At 39.8% G+C, this 13,548-nt stretch carries 13 protein-coding genes; all 13 read right to left on the bottom strand.

What is annotated here, in order from left to right; all coding sequences use genetic code 11:
* Positions 1 to 117 precede the first annotated feature (117 nt).
* Positions 118 to 975: a CoB--CoM heterodisulfide reductase iron-sulfur subunit B family protein gene (locus ACAN52_RS07165; protein WP_378953887.1), complete on the bottom strand. Its 858-nt coding sequence runs from the start codon at positions 973 to 975 to the stop codon at positions 118 to 120.
* A complete protein-coding gene (locus tag ACAN52_RS07160) occupies positions 975 to 1,916 on the bottom strand; it encodes a succinate dehydrogenase/fumarate reductase iron-sulfur subunit (RefSeq protein WP_378953886.1) in 942 nt (313 codons plus the stop codon). The genes ACAN52_RS07165 and ACAN52_RS07160 overlap by 1 nt, the downstream gene beginning before the upstream one ends.
* A gap of 2 nt (positions 1,917 to 1,918) precedes the next feature.
* Entirely contained in the window at positions 1,919 to 3,742 is a 1,824-nt protein-coding gene (locus ACAN52_RS07155) for an FAD-dependent oxidoreductase (RefSeq protein WP_378954361.1), read from the bottom strand.
* A 363-nt stretch (positions 3,743 to 4,105) separates the two neighbouring features.
* A complete protein-coding gene (locus ACAN52_RS07150) occupies positions 4,106 to 5,050 on the bottom strand; it encodes a molybdenum cofactor synthesis domain-containing protein (protein ID WP_378953885.1) in 945 nt (314 codons plus the stop codon).
* The gene (gene moaC / locus ACAN52_RS07145) at positions 5,035 to 5,526 is read right to left on the bottom strand and encodes a cyclic pyranopterin monophosphate synthase MoaC (protein ID WP_378953884.1); all 492 of its coding nucleotides are present in this window, start codon (positions 5,524 to 5,526) and stop codon (positions 5,035 to 5,037) included. Before moaC ends, ACAN52_RS07150 begins: the two co-directional genes overlap by 16 nt.
* A 31-nt stretch (positions 5,527 to 5,557) precedes the next feature.
* The gene (gene mobB, locus ACAN52_RS07140) at positions 5,558 to 6,052 is read right to left on the bottom strand and encodes a molybdopterin-guanine dinucleotide biosynthesis protein B (RefSeq protein WP_378953883.1); all 495 of its coding nucleotides are present in this window, start codon (positions 6,050 to 6,052) and stop codon (positions 5,558 to 5,560) included.
* The gene (locus ACAN52_RS07135) at positions 6,049 to 6,663 is read right to left on the bottom strand and encodes a molybdenum cofactor guanylyltransferase (RefSeq protein ID WP_378953882.1); all 615 of its coding nucleotides are present in this window, start codon (positions 6,661 to 6,663) and stop codon (positions 6,049 to 6,051) included. Before ACAN52_RS07135 ends, mobB begins: the two co-directional genes overlap by 4 nt.
* A complete protein-coding gene (gene moaA, locus ACAN52_RS07130) occupies positions 6,632 to 7,603 on the bottom strand; it encodes a GTP 3',8-cyclase MoaA (RefSeq protein ID WP_378953881.1) in 972 nt (323 codons plus the stop codon). Before moaA ends, ACAN52_RS07135 begins: the two co-directional genes overlap by 32 nt.
* Before the next feature lie 209 nt (positions 7,604 to 7,812).
* A complete protein-coding gene (locus tag ACAN52_RS07125) occupies positions 7,813 to 9,537 on the bottom strand; it encodes an NADH-dependent [FeFe] hydrogenase, group A6 (RefSeq protein WP_378953880.1) in 1,725 nt (574 codons plus the stop codon).
* A gap of 24 nt (positions 9,538 to 9,561) precedes the next feature.
* Positions 9,562 to 11,352, bottom strand: coding sequence for an NADH-quinone oxidoreductase subunit NuoF (gene nuoF / locus ACAN52_RS07120; protein ID WP_378953879.1), 1,791 nt, complete (start codon positions 11,350 to 11,352; stop codon positions 9,562 to 9,564).
* Between the two features lie 33 nt (positions 11,353 to 11,385).
* Entirely contained in the window at positions 11,386 to 11,883 is a 498-nt protein-coding gene (gene nuoE, locus ACAN52_RS07115) for an NADH-quinone oxidoreductase subunit NuoE (protein WP_378953878.1), read from the bottom strand.
* A 261-nt stretch (positions 11,884 to 12,144) separates the two neighbouring features.
* Complete coding sequence (locus ACAN52_RS07110) at positions 12,145 to 12,771, bottom strand: ABC transporter permease (protein WP_378953877.1); 627 nt, start codon at positions 12,769 to 12,771, stop codon at positions 12,145 to 12,147.
* Positions 12,768 to 13,538, bottom strand: a complete 771-nt coding sequence (locus tag ACAN52_RS07105) for an ABC transporter ATP-binding protein (protein WP_378953876.1) — start codon at positions 13,536 to 13,538, stop codon at positions 12,768 to 12,770. Before ACAN52_RS07105 ends, ACAN52_RS07110 begins: the two co-directional genes overlap by 4 nt.
* Between the last annotated feature and the right edge of the window lie 10 nt (positions 13,539 to 13,548).

Below are 13,548 nucleotides of genomic sequence, written 5' to 3'. Positions count from 1 at the left end.
TAGAATGAGTCATTAAACTAGGATTATATCATGTCTTATTTATGTTTTAATCCTGTTTTGCAAATTAACCTACAATCTGACTGATTGTAGGTTAATTGTATTCTATGAATTATGATATTAAAAACGAATTTTATCAACAGCTGAAATATGCCGCTGAATTCCAAGATCTTGTTTATTCATGCCAAGTGCAAGTCCAATTAATTGGGGCAAATGAAGTATAGGAAGTTCAGCGCTAACCTTTGCGACTTCTCGTCCTTCAGGCTGATACATATCCAGCTGGATTTGGCATAAAGGACAAGGGGTCACAAGCAGATCAGCACCAGCGTTAGCTGCACTATTGACCGTCTGCCCTGTGACTTTGAGTACATCTTTTTCAGCCGTCCAAAAAGCATGGAAGCCACAACATTTAAGTTTGAAATCAAAATCCACGGCTTGTGCACCAAGAATACCAATAATTTTTTCTAAAGATTGAGGGTTTAGACTATCTTCATAATTCATTATTCTCGGCGGACGCAGTAAATGACACCCATAATATCCAGCAACCTTTAAGCCCGCTAGTGGTTTGGTCACTTTTCCCTCTAACAATTGAGGATTTGAGGCAAGGACCCATAAGAGATGAGTCACTTCAGCAGTTCCTTTATATTCATAACCTGATTTTGCTAATATCTCATTGACCTTTGCTTTGAGAGCTGCATCTGTATCAAGACTTTCTTTTGCCCGTCTGAGTTGCAGAGTACAGGTATTACAAACTGTCATAATCGGTAATCCCATACTTTCTGCAATGGCTAAATTTCGAGCATTCACTGCCAGTGCAGTCATTTCATCCACATCTTGCAAATGAGATGCACCACAGCATGTCCAGCTTGGAATCTCAACAAGTTCAATACCAAGGGCTTCCGTAACCTTTACCGTAGCCAAAAAAGCTTCACTGGCAACACCACGGAGAACACAACCAGGAAATAATGCGAATTTCATTATTTTTCCTCCTTTGCTGCCATCATAATCGTACGTACCTTTTGAATTTCAGGAATGACTTCTGCTTTTTCAAGAGGTGCCATTTTGCCAGCTCTCATTAGGCGATAGGCAACTGGAACACGTAAAGCTGCTTTGAAACCCTCAGTTTTAAATGCGAGTTTAGATTCATCAAGACGTCCTGTATCGCGAATGTCATCATAAAATGCCTGAGCATGATCAGACCCTGCATTACTTGACATTTTTTTCTTAAAAGTCGCAATGCGCAGTTTTTCAATATCTTCAGCTGGTGTAAGGCCTTTGGGACACTTTGTTGTACATTCCTGACAATTAAGGCACTTCCATAATCCCTCTTGCACAGCAGGGGCTAAATGGAGGGCAGCATCTTTATCTCTTGAATCAGCAACAAATTTTTGCGCCTTCGTGAAAATGAAGGGATCTAAAAAGTCGCTGGAATCAAGAGTTGATTTATTACACTCTGAAACACAAGCACCGCATAAAATACACTCAGAATTCTTTTGATACTTTTTGAAATCCTCAGGTGATTGCCTGCAGCCAGCTCCAGCGCTAAACTCATCTTTGGGTTGTAAGGCGGGCTTAATCTTCTTCAGGCGTTCATACTTAGGTTTCCAGTCAACGATCAAATCACGTAGTACCGTAAAATTGCCTAAGGGAGCAATTGTTAACGTATCACTTTTATAACGTCTCACAAGATCACTAAGGGGCGTTTCACAAGCAAGAACTGCATTACCATTGACTCTGACTGCACAAGCTCCACAAATCCCTGAACGACAAGACGCTGTAAACGAAAGAGTTGGGTCCATTGTTTCTTTTATTTTAATTAGTGCACTGAGTACGGTCATTGTTTTATCTGTTTCAAGGCTATAATCTTGAATCCACTGTTTCCCCTCTACCAATCGCTCAATTTTTAAAATAATCGGCATGACTAGTACTTCCTTTCTTCTGGTTTATATTTGGTTACCACCACAGGACGATACTCGGTTTTTAACTGCTCACCGTCTTTAAAGACCAGTGTATGTTGCAGAAAATTTCCATCGTCACGTTTTGGAAAATCAGTACGGGAATGACTGCCACGACTTTCCTTACGTGATTTTGCACCCGCTATAATGATTTTTGATAATACCAGAAGGTTGCCGAGTTCCACATAATTCATAAAAGCTGTATTAAAAGTTCGACTCGTATCACCTACGTTGCATTTTTTATATTCTTCTTGTAAGACATTAATATCATTCAATGCTTGAGTTAACCCTGTTTCATTTCGGAAGACTCCCACGTTATTCCACATAGTAAGAGCCATTTTGTCGCGAATCGTTGCAATGGTTGAACCACCAGTTCTAGTCGTTACCTCAGCAAATTTTTTATTCCATCTATCAACTGCTGATTTTAATAGTTCCTTGTTTTCTTCATAGCTGTTAGCTTTTGCATATTCAGCTGCTGACGCCCCAGCATTTTTACCAAACACCAGGATTTCAACTAAGGAATTCCCCCCCAATCGATTAGCTCCATGGACAGAAATACAGGAACATTCACCTGCTGCAAATACACCAGGCATCTTAGTGGCACAAGTCTTATAATCAACAACATCAATTCCACCCATGGAATAATGGCATGAAGTTCTAATGGGAACAGGTTGCTCTGCAATATCTACCCCTTCAAATTCTAAGGAAAGCTGATAGACTTGGGGCAGCCGTTCCATGATCTTGGCACGGCCTAAGTGACGGAAATCCATATATACAGCAGAACGTAACCCTTCGCCAACGCCACGTCCTTCATTAATTTCTTTTTCAATGGACTGAGCAACTAAATCACGAGGTCCAAGTTCCATGGCCTTGGGTGCATAACGTGCCATGAAACGTTCCCCATCTTTATTAAGTAAATAAGCACCTTCACCACGGCTGGCTTCTGATAATAAAACACCATTAATCGAAAGACCTGTAGGATGAAATTGCACCATTTCAGGATCTTTAATTGGAATGCCCGCATTAAAACAGGCTGCAATTCCATCACCTGTTGAACTAAATGGATTTGATGTTCTAACCCAATAAGCACGACCATACCCACCTGTGGCAACAATAACAGTTTTAGCTGGTATAGGCATGATATTTCCACTGCGCATGTCCATTGCAACGACACCGCTGAACTTTTCCTTATCAGTCACAATTTCAAGCAATTGACAATCCATAATAAAATCAATGTTATTTTTCATACATTGCTCAAACATCGTATGTAAAACAGCATGGCCGGTAATATCAGCTGAAAATGCAGTTCTGGCATAGGTACTGCCACCCATTTTCCGCTGATTAAAACGACCATCAGCTTGCCTGTCAAAAGCAATGCCAAAATAATCAAGCTCTGCTAAGACCTCAGGCGCTTTTTCTGTATAAAATTCTACAGCATCCTGATCGCATAAATAATCTCCACCTTTAACCGTATCAAAGGCATGACTTGCTGGTGAATCCTTCTCATCAGCATGACGAGCAGCACCATTAATACCACCTTGAGCCATACAGGTCGCAGACCGTGTCGGAGCCATCTTTGTCATCACGGCGACCTTAATCCCTTTTTGTTTACTAGCCTCTAAAGCGGCTCGCATCCCTGCACCACCACTACCGATAATTAGTACATCATACAACGCTGTACCATTGCGCACTGTCGCAGGTATATTATCACCAAACCAATCAAAATAACTACCTGCAACAACTGCAGCCCCTGCTGCTGCACCGACTTTTAGAAATGTACGTCGATTCATTTTTTCCAAAAGATCACCCACTTTCTCATTATAAACGACAAGAAAAGACTTGATTTTCGCCAACTCTCGAGATTAAGAGAAAATCTTAGTCTTTCTTATTGGAAATCAAGAAAATGTTTATTTCCTGATTCCATGAAGCAAGTTCTTATATTCACATTCAGTTTACAATAATTCTCTATTCAGTTAACAAATCCTTTTTTTACTAATCCTTTGTTAAAAGGCTTCTTTTATGATTTTTCCTCCTATAAAATCCTCGCCAAACCTAGTAAAACAACTGTTAGAAGAGTTGCCCTCTATTTAACTGAAATCGATGTTATGAATTAAGTAATTAAAAAAAGTCACCAATTGGTGACTTTTTCTTAGTTATTTTTTAGTTTCTTGTCCACATTCACCACCAGTGCCACGTAATATCTCTAAGGCATGGGGTAATACTGGTAAAATGATTTGTAAACATTCTCGTACAGCTTTCGGACTACCTGGTAAATTTACAATTAGACATTTACCACGAATACCTGCGACGGCGCGACTTAACATGGCGCGAGGCGATATGGCAAAACTTTCACGACGCATAGCTTCCGGCAAACCAGGAACGGCCCTTTCAATCACGCTCAGCGTAGCTTCCGGCGTTACATCTCTTTGAGAAAATCCTGTCCCGCCCGTAGTGAGCAGTAATCCTACGCCTAGTTCATCAATCATCTCAATCATAGCTTTGGATAAGAGTTCTTGATCATCTGCTAATACGCGATAATCAATTACCCTTCCTTGTATTTCTTGTACAAGATTTTTAATTTCTGTCCCACTTTGATCTTCCCGCTCACCTTTGGAACCTTTATCGCTAGCCGTAATAATACCCACCGGTATACCAGACCAAATTTCAATGGGATCTTCTTCTTTGATTTTCCCGCCCACTAATACTCGAGTAAAGATACCTTCTTTAGGCATAACACATTGACCAACTTGTCGAAATATTTCGCAGTTATGATGACAGCTTTTACCGATCTGAGTCACTTCTAGTAGTGTTTCACCAGCTTTAAGATAGGTTCCAACAGGCAGTTTGAAAAGTTCCAGTCCTTCTATTGTTAAATTTTCAGCAAAATCACCTGGTACTAAATCAATACCTTTTTGTTTGCCTACTTCTTTCATTTTCTCAATACTGCTTGCACTCAGCAAACTAATTTGCCGATGCCATTTACCACTGTGGGCATCACCTTCCATACCCCAATTGGGGATGAGAGTCGCCTCACCAATACTTTCTTTGCGCATACCTTTTTCTTTACTGATACACACCGCTACTACTTTTCCTGACATGGCTGATCCTCCCTTTCAAATAAACCGCTTTTGCCGCCTTCTTTACGCATCAAACAGATATTAGAGATGACCATAGAACGATCAATGGCCTTACACATATCATAAATCGTGAGCCCAGCAACGGACGCAGCAGTCATAGCTTCCATTTCCACACCAGTCTGCCCACTTACACGAACAGTCGCTTCAATCATAATTGACTGTTTTTGTCTGGTAAAACTAATGTTGACTGCGCTAATATTTAAAGGATGGCATAATGGTATAAGATGAGGCGTTTGTTTCGCTGCCATAATACCTGCCAAACGCGCGACTTCTAGTACATTCCCTTTAGCAATTTCTAGGTCATAGATTTTATTTAAGGTTTCATCTTCCATAAAAACTTGTCCACAAGCTACTGCTTGCCGATGGGTAATGTTTTTTTCACTCACATCTACCATCTGACTTTCCCCTTTTGCATTGAAATGAGTAAATTCTGCCATAGTGACCTCCTTTTTATTTAACAACTATTATTTAACGAGTAAAGGATTTAGATTTGATCATCTTCTCTAATAAATCAGCGACTCCTTTAGCATCCTCAAGACCAAAATGCGGTATATTATCATACATCATCACTTCAGAAACTAAAGCAATCGTATGATCCTTCTGACCAAGGAACTGGTTTCCTCGACAATTGACTTCAATTTGTGGTTTTTTTTCTTGTTTAAACCCTTCTGTCAAGATTAAATCAACCTGACCAATCAACGGAATCATCTCATCGAGAGTCATTGGTTTATGTAATGTTTGCATCATAGCAATTTGCTGAGTTGAAGCAATACAAACTACATCAGCTCCAGCTTGTCGATGATTCCAAGTATCGGTTCCCACATGATCAATTTCAAAATCATGACCATCATGTTTAATCACACCAACACGGTAACCTCGTTTTTTCAATTCTGTAATGACTTTTATTAAAAATGTGGTTTTTCCACTATTCGAATATCCTACAAATGAGACAATTGGTATCATACTTCTCTCCCCTCTGCCAATATTGCTTTGGCTTTTTCATATTCATGAGGAGTATTGATATTCATAAAACAACAATCAGCATACTGCTTAAGATCTTGAACACCCACCCAGCTAATCCTTGTTAAAAAATCCTTTACTCGATATTTCTCTTTAGCCAATAATTCTGCAACGATACCACTACAATGCTTATGATAACAAGCAAATAGTGGTTCCACCTGTTCATTATAAATCGCTACACTCCCATCTTTACTTCCTATTGAATGAACAATATGGGGAATGATTTCGGGAATCAAAAAAGGTACATCACAAGCCGTCACAAAAACAAGATCATGACGGGCATGTATGAGTCCAGCATGAATACCACTTAAAGGTCCCTTACCAGGAATTAAGTCAGGAAATTGCCGAACTGGTGAGGTCACGGTCCGCTCTACGTTACTTATGACTACTACATCATCGGATAAGGGTAGTAAACGAGCAAGTAAACTACTTAATACATCCTTCTCCCCCCACGATAAGGACGCTTTATCCTGCCCCATACGACGACTCTGACCTCCTGCCAAAACTATGACGGAGAATTTTTCAGCCTCCAATGCGCGACATCCCTCTTTCACTCTTTTTTCCCTGCTTTAGATGATGCTCCGTAGGTTTATTCCACACGATCTGCTTTATTTTTTCTCGCAACTCAGCATCAGAAATTCCTGATCGCAGTTCATCACGCAACGAATATTCATCATTGGATAATAAGCAAGGTTTAAGATATCCGTCGGGAGTCAGGCGAATCCGATTACAAGAATCACAAAAATGTCGAGATACTGGGCTAATAAAACCAATTGTCCCTTGAAATCCAGGTACTGAATAAATCTTTGCAGGGGAACTGCTCTTCATTTGAGGGATTAGGTTATTAAATCCAGCATCAATGAATTGTTGTTCCATTTCTTCAGCCGTAAACAGATAGTTTTCGCCAGTATTAAAAGGCATATATTCAATAAAACGAATTTGATACGGATGATCAATCGCAAGTTTCGCCATATCAATGACTTCATCAGAATTAAAACCTTTCATAACTACCATATTAATTTTAACCGGCGTCAATCCCACTTCTTGGGCTTTTTTAATGCCTGCTAATACCTGATTTAGCTGATCTTGCCCTGTCACCTTAATAAAGCGTTCTCGCTGCAGAGTATCAAGACTTACATTGATACGTCCAATTCCCGCTTCTTTCAAACGGAGAGCATATTCCTCAAGTAAACTGCCATTTGTAGTCAATCCAACTTCTTCAATACCTGGAATTTGAGTCACTTTTTTCAAAAAAGGTAATAATCCTTTGCGTACCAAAGGTTCACCACCAGTAATTCGTACTTTATTAATTCCTAAGCTAGCAAAAGCACTAATAATCCGTAGGATTTCTTCATACCGTAGAATATCATGATGCTCGATCCATTCTACCCCTTCTGCTGGCATACAGTATTGGCAGCGAAAATTGCACCGATCCGTCACCGCTACCCGCAAATAATGAATATGACGCCCAATCCCATCATACAATTCAGGCATTTTTTCACCTTCCTATTTTCCAGATCTTGCTTTAATACGATAGATCCGTATAGGTTAAATTAAAATATGACTCGCAACCTCTTTAATACAACTTATACAATTCAATTTTATCATAGTTTCTTATGTTTTCAACTTATGAAATCATTTCCCTCTTGGAAGTTCTTTTAAATAATAATAGCCTGCAATTGTGATTGCAGGCTATTATCACTCTATGAACGTTTCTGTGGATGATAATGAGTATGTAACAAGTGATGAGATTTTTCTCCTAATGGCTTACCAAGCCAGGTATCATATAATTCCTTTATCGCTGGATTCAGATGGGATTTACGAATGGGAGCACAACTATCGCACTCATAAATAGAGTCAATCCTTTTTTGCCTTAGTTCTGCCGACTTAACATGAGGTTGACCACCACCACCAATGCAGCCACCTGGACAGGCCATGATCTCAATAAAGTGATAATCAGCTTCCCCTTTTTGGATTTTATCCATGAGGATACGAGCATTCCCCAAACTATGGGCAACAGCTATTTTGACAGTAAGATCGCCAATCTCTACTTGGCTTTCTTTGATCCCACTCAAACCTCGCACAGCCTTAAAGTCAATATTTTCCAATTCTTTTCCTGTCACAACTTCGTAAACAGTACGGAGCGCCGCTTCCATCACGCCGCCTGTAGCTCCAAAAATAACCCCTGCTCCTGTGCTAATGCCCATGGGTGAATCAAAATCTTCAGCAGGTAAAGAATTAAAATCAAGTCCTTGTTCACGAATCATCATGGCCAGTTCACTAGTTGTCAATACATAGTCTACATCCTGATAGCCACTTGAATTAAATTCCTCCCGGGCAGCTTCCCCTTTCTTGGCGGTGCAAGGCATAATCGACACAGAGACAATATCTTTGGGATCAATCCCTGCCTTTTCAGCATAATATGTTTTTACAAGAGCACCGAACATTTGCTGAGGAGACTTAGCACTCGATAGATGATCAAGTAGATCAGGATAAATTAATTCAGCGAAATTGACCCATCCTGGACTACAAGACGTAATCATCGGCAATTTACCACCATTTTTTAACCGATCAAGAAATTCAAAGCCTTCTTCCATGATGGTTAGATCAGCTGAAAAAGTGGTATCAAAGACTCGATTGAAACCTAAATGCCGTAAGGCTGCTACCATTTTCCCAGTGACAACATGCCCCGTCGGAAGCCCCAATTCTTCACCTAATGCGACGCGTACAGCGGGTGCAGTTTGGACAACCACATGTTTACTTGGATCACCTAATGCTTTCCACACCAAACTTGTATCATCTTTAATTGTGATCGCAGCTGTTGGACAGACAGCAGCGCATTGTCCACAATAGGTACAAGCTACCTCATGTAATCCTTGATTGAAAGCTGGCACTACTGTAGTATGAAAACCTCGATTAGCAAAACTGTATACATGCATACCTTGGCGATCACTGCAGACCCGTACACAACGACCGCAGAGAATACATTTGCTTTGATCATGTACAAGAGATGGATTTGAAGTATCGATGGGATAGTTTTTACGTTCGCCATCAAAACGTACTTTTCGAATTCCAAGATCACTGGCAATCGTCTGGAGTTCACAATTTAAATTACGCGAACAAGCTAAACAATCTGGCGGATGATTAGCTAATAATAATTCGATTACTAATCTACGCGCTTCACGTACAACAGACGTGGTCGTCCGCACCACCATACCTTCACTTACTGGATATACACAGGATGCAATCAAACTACGAGCACCTTCAACTTCAACCATGCAGACGCGGCATTTTCCTGCTGTTCGTAGTTCTGGATGATGACACAATGTCGGAATATTAATTCCAATGACTTGTGCAGCTTCAAGAATCGTAGCATTTTTTGCCACTTGCACTTTTTGACCATCAATTGTTATACTAACCATTTCCATCTCTTTCCCTCCCTGTTCTCAAAACTAGCCTTTCACAATCGCTTTGAAAGGACATTTCGTCATGCAAACACCACATTTGATGCATGTATTGTGATCAATTTTATGTACGGCTTTCTTTTCTCCTTGAATAGCTCCTACTGGACATGCCTTGAGGCATATACCACAACCCTTACACCCTGCAGTGATCTTATATTGTGTCAATCCAGCACAAGCCCCTGCTGGACACCTTTTTTCTCGAATATGAGCTTCGTATTCTTCTCGAAAATACCGTAGTGTACTCAACACTGGATTTGGCGCTGTTTGCCCAAGACCGCATAAGGCAGTCAATTTAATATTTTTAGCCAGGGTTTCTAATAATTCAATATCCCCTTCTTTACCTAACCCTTCCGTCATACGAGTCAGAATTTCTAGCATACGTTTTGTCCCTTCACGACAAGGCGTACACTTGCCACAAGACTCTGCTTGCGTAAAGCTTAAGAAAAACTTCGAAATATCGACCATACAAGTGGATTCATCCATGACAACAAGTCCCCCTGACCCCATCATAGCCCCCACCTGAATTAATGAATCATAATCAACAGACATATCAAGGAGATGCTCTGGCAAACACCCGCCAGAAGGCCCGCCAATTTGAACTGCTTTAAACTTTTTACCACCTTGAATACCGCCACCAATATCATAAATAATCTCACGCATAGTAATACCCATTGGTACTTCAGCAAGTCCTGTATGATTGATACGTCCAGTTAAGGCAAACACTTTTGTACCCGTACTGCCTTCAGTACCAAGCGAAGCATACCATTTTGCACCCTTGGTAATAATCTGGGGTACATTAGCAAAAGTCTCCACATTATTAATATTGGTTGGCTTACCCCATAAACCAGAAATAGCGGGAAATGGAGGACGTGAACGAGGTACACCACGCATCCCTTCAATAGAGGCCATGAGCGCTGTCTCTTCACCACAGACAAAAGCTCCAGCTCCTTCTTTAATCTTGACATGAAAATTAAAGCCCGTTCCAAATAGATTGTCACCGATCATTCCCATTTCTTCCGCTTGTTCAATCGCAATTCGGAGTCGTTTGATCGCCAAAGGATATTCTGCTCGTACATAAAGATACCCTTCATCTGCACCAATTCCATAAGCGCAAATTGCCATACCTTCTAATACGCGATGAGGATCACCTTCCAGTACACTCCGATCCATAAATGCACCAGGATCTCCCTCATCCGCATTACAGATTACATATTTCTTATCACCAGGTGCATTTTTGGTAAAACCCCATTTTACCCCCGTTGGAAATCCACCGCCACCACGACCGCGAAGCTTTGATAGTTTGACTTCCTCAATGACTTCGTCAGGTTTCATTGTCGTCAATGCTTTTCTGAGTGCTTCATAGCCACCAACGGCAATGTATTCATTAATTTGCTCTGGATCTAAATGACCACAATTGACCAGAACCATACGTGTTTGTTTTTTGTAAAAATCAATATCTTTATAGCTAGGAATGCCTTTTAACGCACCCTCTTCTTTAAATAATAATCGCTCAACAATACGACCATTGCACAAATGTTCTTCTACAATATCAATAACGTCACTTTCTTGTACACGAATATAAAAGACACCTTCAGGATTAATAATAACAAGTGGTCCCATTTCACAAAAACCGTGGCAACCCGTTGTCACAATTTTTATTTCATTCTCAAGACCTTTTTTGATTAACTGATCCCGAAGTGCAACTTCAACTTTTTTAGAACCTGAAGATATACATCCTGTTCCTGCACAAATCAGCACTTGCATTTTAAATTGTTCCATTTTGTACCTCCTTCTTGCTGCTCAAAAGAATGATCACGATTCATAGTTAGCAAAAATTTCAGGAATACTCTCTGGCGTAAGACGTCCATGAGTTTCATCATTAATCATCATCACAGGCGCTAGACCACATGCACCAATACAAGCCACTGTTTCTAATGTAAACATTAAATCAGGCGTCGTACCACCCGCCTTAATATTTAATTTTTCCTCAATGGCTTTTAAAATTTCTTTTGCACCACGTACATGGCAAGCCGTTCCTTGACAAACACGAATGATATTTTTACCGCGTGGCTTAAGATGAAATTGAGCGTAAAAAGTAACAACACCATAAATTTGGCTAATGGGAACATCCATCTTGACTGCAATCGCTTCTAGAACCTCTTTTGCTAAATAGCCATAAGCGTTTTGCGTATCTTGCAATACAGGAATTAAAGCCCCCTTAATGCCTTGATACTTTTGCAAAATTTCATCGAGTTTTGCAAATTTGTTGGTCTTGCCGCCACAGCAGCATGTAGGTTGGTTGCTGTTCATGTTATTCCTCCTTGTGAAAAGTTCTCAAAATCCGCTGACAACTTGGTCTGCCATTTAAAACTACCTTTTCCAATTGAGATGAGACGTCTTACACCTTTACAACTTTACAATTTTATGACTCATTTCCAATTCGACTTCCATAGCCTTTTTTCCTACCAGAATGTTATAAATATTCTTTTAACGCATAAATATTTTTAAAATTTAGCTCAACGTCAAAATATATCTTGCTATAATTTGATGTTGAGCTAAATTTTATATTTATTAACTTTCTTTTTTTACCTCAAATTTCTTTTCTAGCATATGTAATAATCCATTTGCCAAAATCGCAAATCCGGAAGACAAAATCGTACCCCAAAGGATCTTAACCGTATTCAAAGTTCTAAGACCATCAAGAAGAATCGTCCCCAATCCTCCTGCATTGATTGTGGCGGCAATCGTTGTAATACCAATGGTTGAAATAATCGATAAATGAATTCCTGCAAAAATCGCCTTAGAAGCCAGTGGTAACTGAACCTGAAATAAGACCTGATATCGACTCATTCCCATTCCGATAGCCGCTTCAATAATTGCAGGCTCTACTTGATGTAAACCATCCAAAAAATTTCTCAATAAAATATACTGGTTATAAATAACAAGGACAACAATTGCTGTTGTTTTACCTAGGCCAAGTACCGGAATTAACATAGCAAAAAAAGCCAAACTTGGAATGGAATAGAGTATGGAAAAAATGTCAATCCAAAGTTTAGATAATCTTTTCGAATGAACAATACATATGGTTAACAACGATGCCAACAAAAGAGAAAGTAAAAGAGTCATCAGCACGATTTCAATATGCTCTACAAAAGCCTCTAGCAATTTACTATGATATCGTACAGCATATGCAATCATGCAAGTTCCTCTTTCCACAAGTATCCTTGCATTTTGACAGCCTCAAGCAATGATTTTACAAATTCATTGGCTGGTTGCGCTACAATATTGGTCGGCGTATCAAATTGCATAACTTTCCCATCCTGCATAATCAGCACTTTTGTACCAAGCTTTAAAGCTTCCATAATGTCATGAGTAACAAATAAAAATGTTTTTGAAGCACTTTTATGAATCTGTAATAGCTCATCTTGTAACTTATTTCGGGTTATCGCATCAATTGCGCCAAAAGGTTCATCAAGCAGCATAACATCTGGATTGACTGCAAGAGCTCTGGCGAGACCAACGCGTTGCTGCTGCCCGCCTGAAAGCTGTGCTGGATATCTATTTTTGAATTCTTTCGGCTTTAAACCCACCAATGTCAAAAGTTCATCTACTCTAGCCCCAATCTTCTCTGGTGACCATTTCAATAGACTAGGCACAACAGCAATATTTCTAGCGATTGTCATATGAGGAAACAATCCAACCTGCTGAATGACATAACCAATTTTTCTTCTGAGTTGCACCTGATCCATCTGACTAATATCATCACCATAAAATCGAATGTGTCCAGAATCAGGGTCATAAAGGCGATTTACCATTTTTAATAATGTCGTTTTTCCACAACCAGAAGAGCCTAAAATAGTGATCAATTCGCCATGCTGAATCGACAGATTTAAATGATCAACCGCATATTCTTGTGCACCCTGAAATTTTTTACTGACATTTTCAAATTCTATCGCTGTTGTCATGTTAATTCAC

Origin of the sequence: Pelosinus sp. sgz500959 (genome assembly GCF_042610375.1) — a bacterium.
Lineage (GTDB): Bacteria > Bacillota > Negativicutes > DSM-13327 > DSM-13327 > CTSoil-075.
This window is presented reverse-complemented; position numbering and strand designations above follow the sequence as displayed.

What these genes read in the sequence shown, in the direction of transcription:
- moaA (WP_378953881.1), bottom strand. Translation starts at nt 7,603, where the DNA reads ATGCCTGAATTGTATGATGGGATTGGGCGTCATATTCATTATTTGCGG.
- ACAN52_RS07155 (WP_378954361.1), bottom strand. Translation starts at nt 3,742, where the DNA reads ATGAATCGACGTACATTTCTAAAAGTCGGTGCAGCAGCAGGGGCTGCA.
- ACAN52_RS07160 (WP_378953886.1), bottom strand. Translation starts at nt 1,916, where the DNA reads ATGCCGATTATTTTAAAAATTGAGCGATTGGTAGAGGGGAAACAGTGG.
- nuoF (WP_378953879.1), bottom strand. Translation starts at nt 11,352, where the DNA reads ATGGAACAATTTAAAATGCAAGTGCTGATTTGTGCAGGAACAGGATGT.
- nuoE (WP_378953878.1), bottom strand. Translation starts at nt 11,883, where the DNA reads ATGAACAGCAACCAACCTACATGCTGCTGTGGCGGCAAGACCAACAAA.
- ACAN52_RS07165 (WP_378953887.1), bottom strand. Translation starts at nt 975, where the DNA reads ATGAAATTCGCATTATTTCCTGGTTGTGTTCTCCGTGGTGTTGCCAGT.
- ACAN52_RS07105 (WP_378953876.1), bottom strand. Translation starts at nt 13,538, where the DNA reads ATGACAACAGCGATAGAATTTGAAAATGTCAGTAAAAAATTTCAGGGT.
- ACAN52_RS07110 (WP_378953877.1), bottom strand. Translation starts at nt 12,771, where the DNA reads ATGATTGCATATGCTGTACGATATCATAGTAAATTGCTAGAGGCTTTT.
- mobB (WP_378953883.1), bottom strand. Translation starts at nt 6,052, where the DNA reads ATGATACCAATTGTCTCATTTGTAGGATATTCGAATAGTGGAAAAACC.
- moaC (WP_378953884.1), bottom strand. Translation starts at nt 5,526, where the DNA reads ATGGCAGAATTTACTCATTTCAATGCAAAAGGGGAAAGTCAGATGGTA.
- ACAN52_RS07150 (WP_378953885.1), bottom strand. Translation starts at nt 5,050, where the DNA reads ATGTCAGGAAAAGTAGTAGCGGTGTGTATCAGTAAAGAAAAAGGTATG.
- ACAN52_RS07125 (WP_378953880.1), bottom strand. Translation starts at nt 9,537, where the DNA reads ATGGAAATGGTTAGTATAACAATTGATGGTCAAAAAGTGCAAGTGGCA.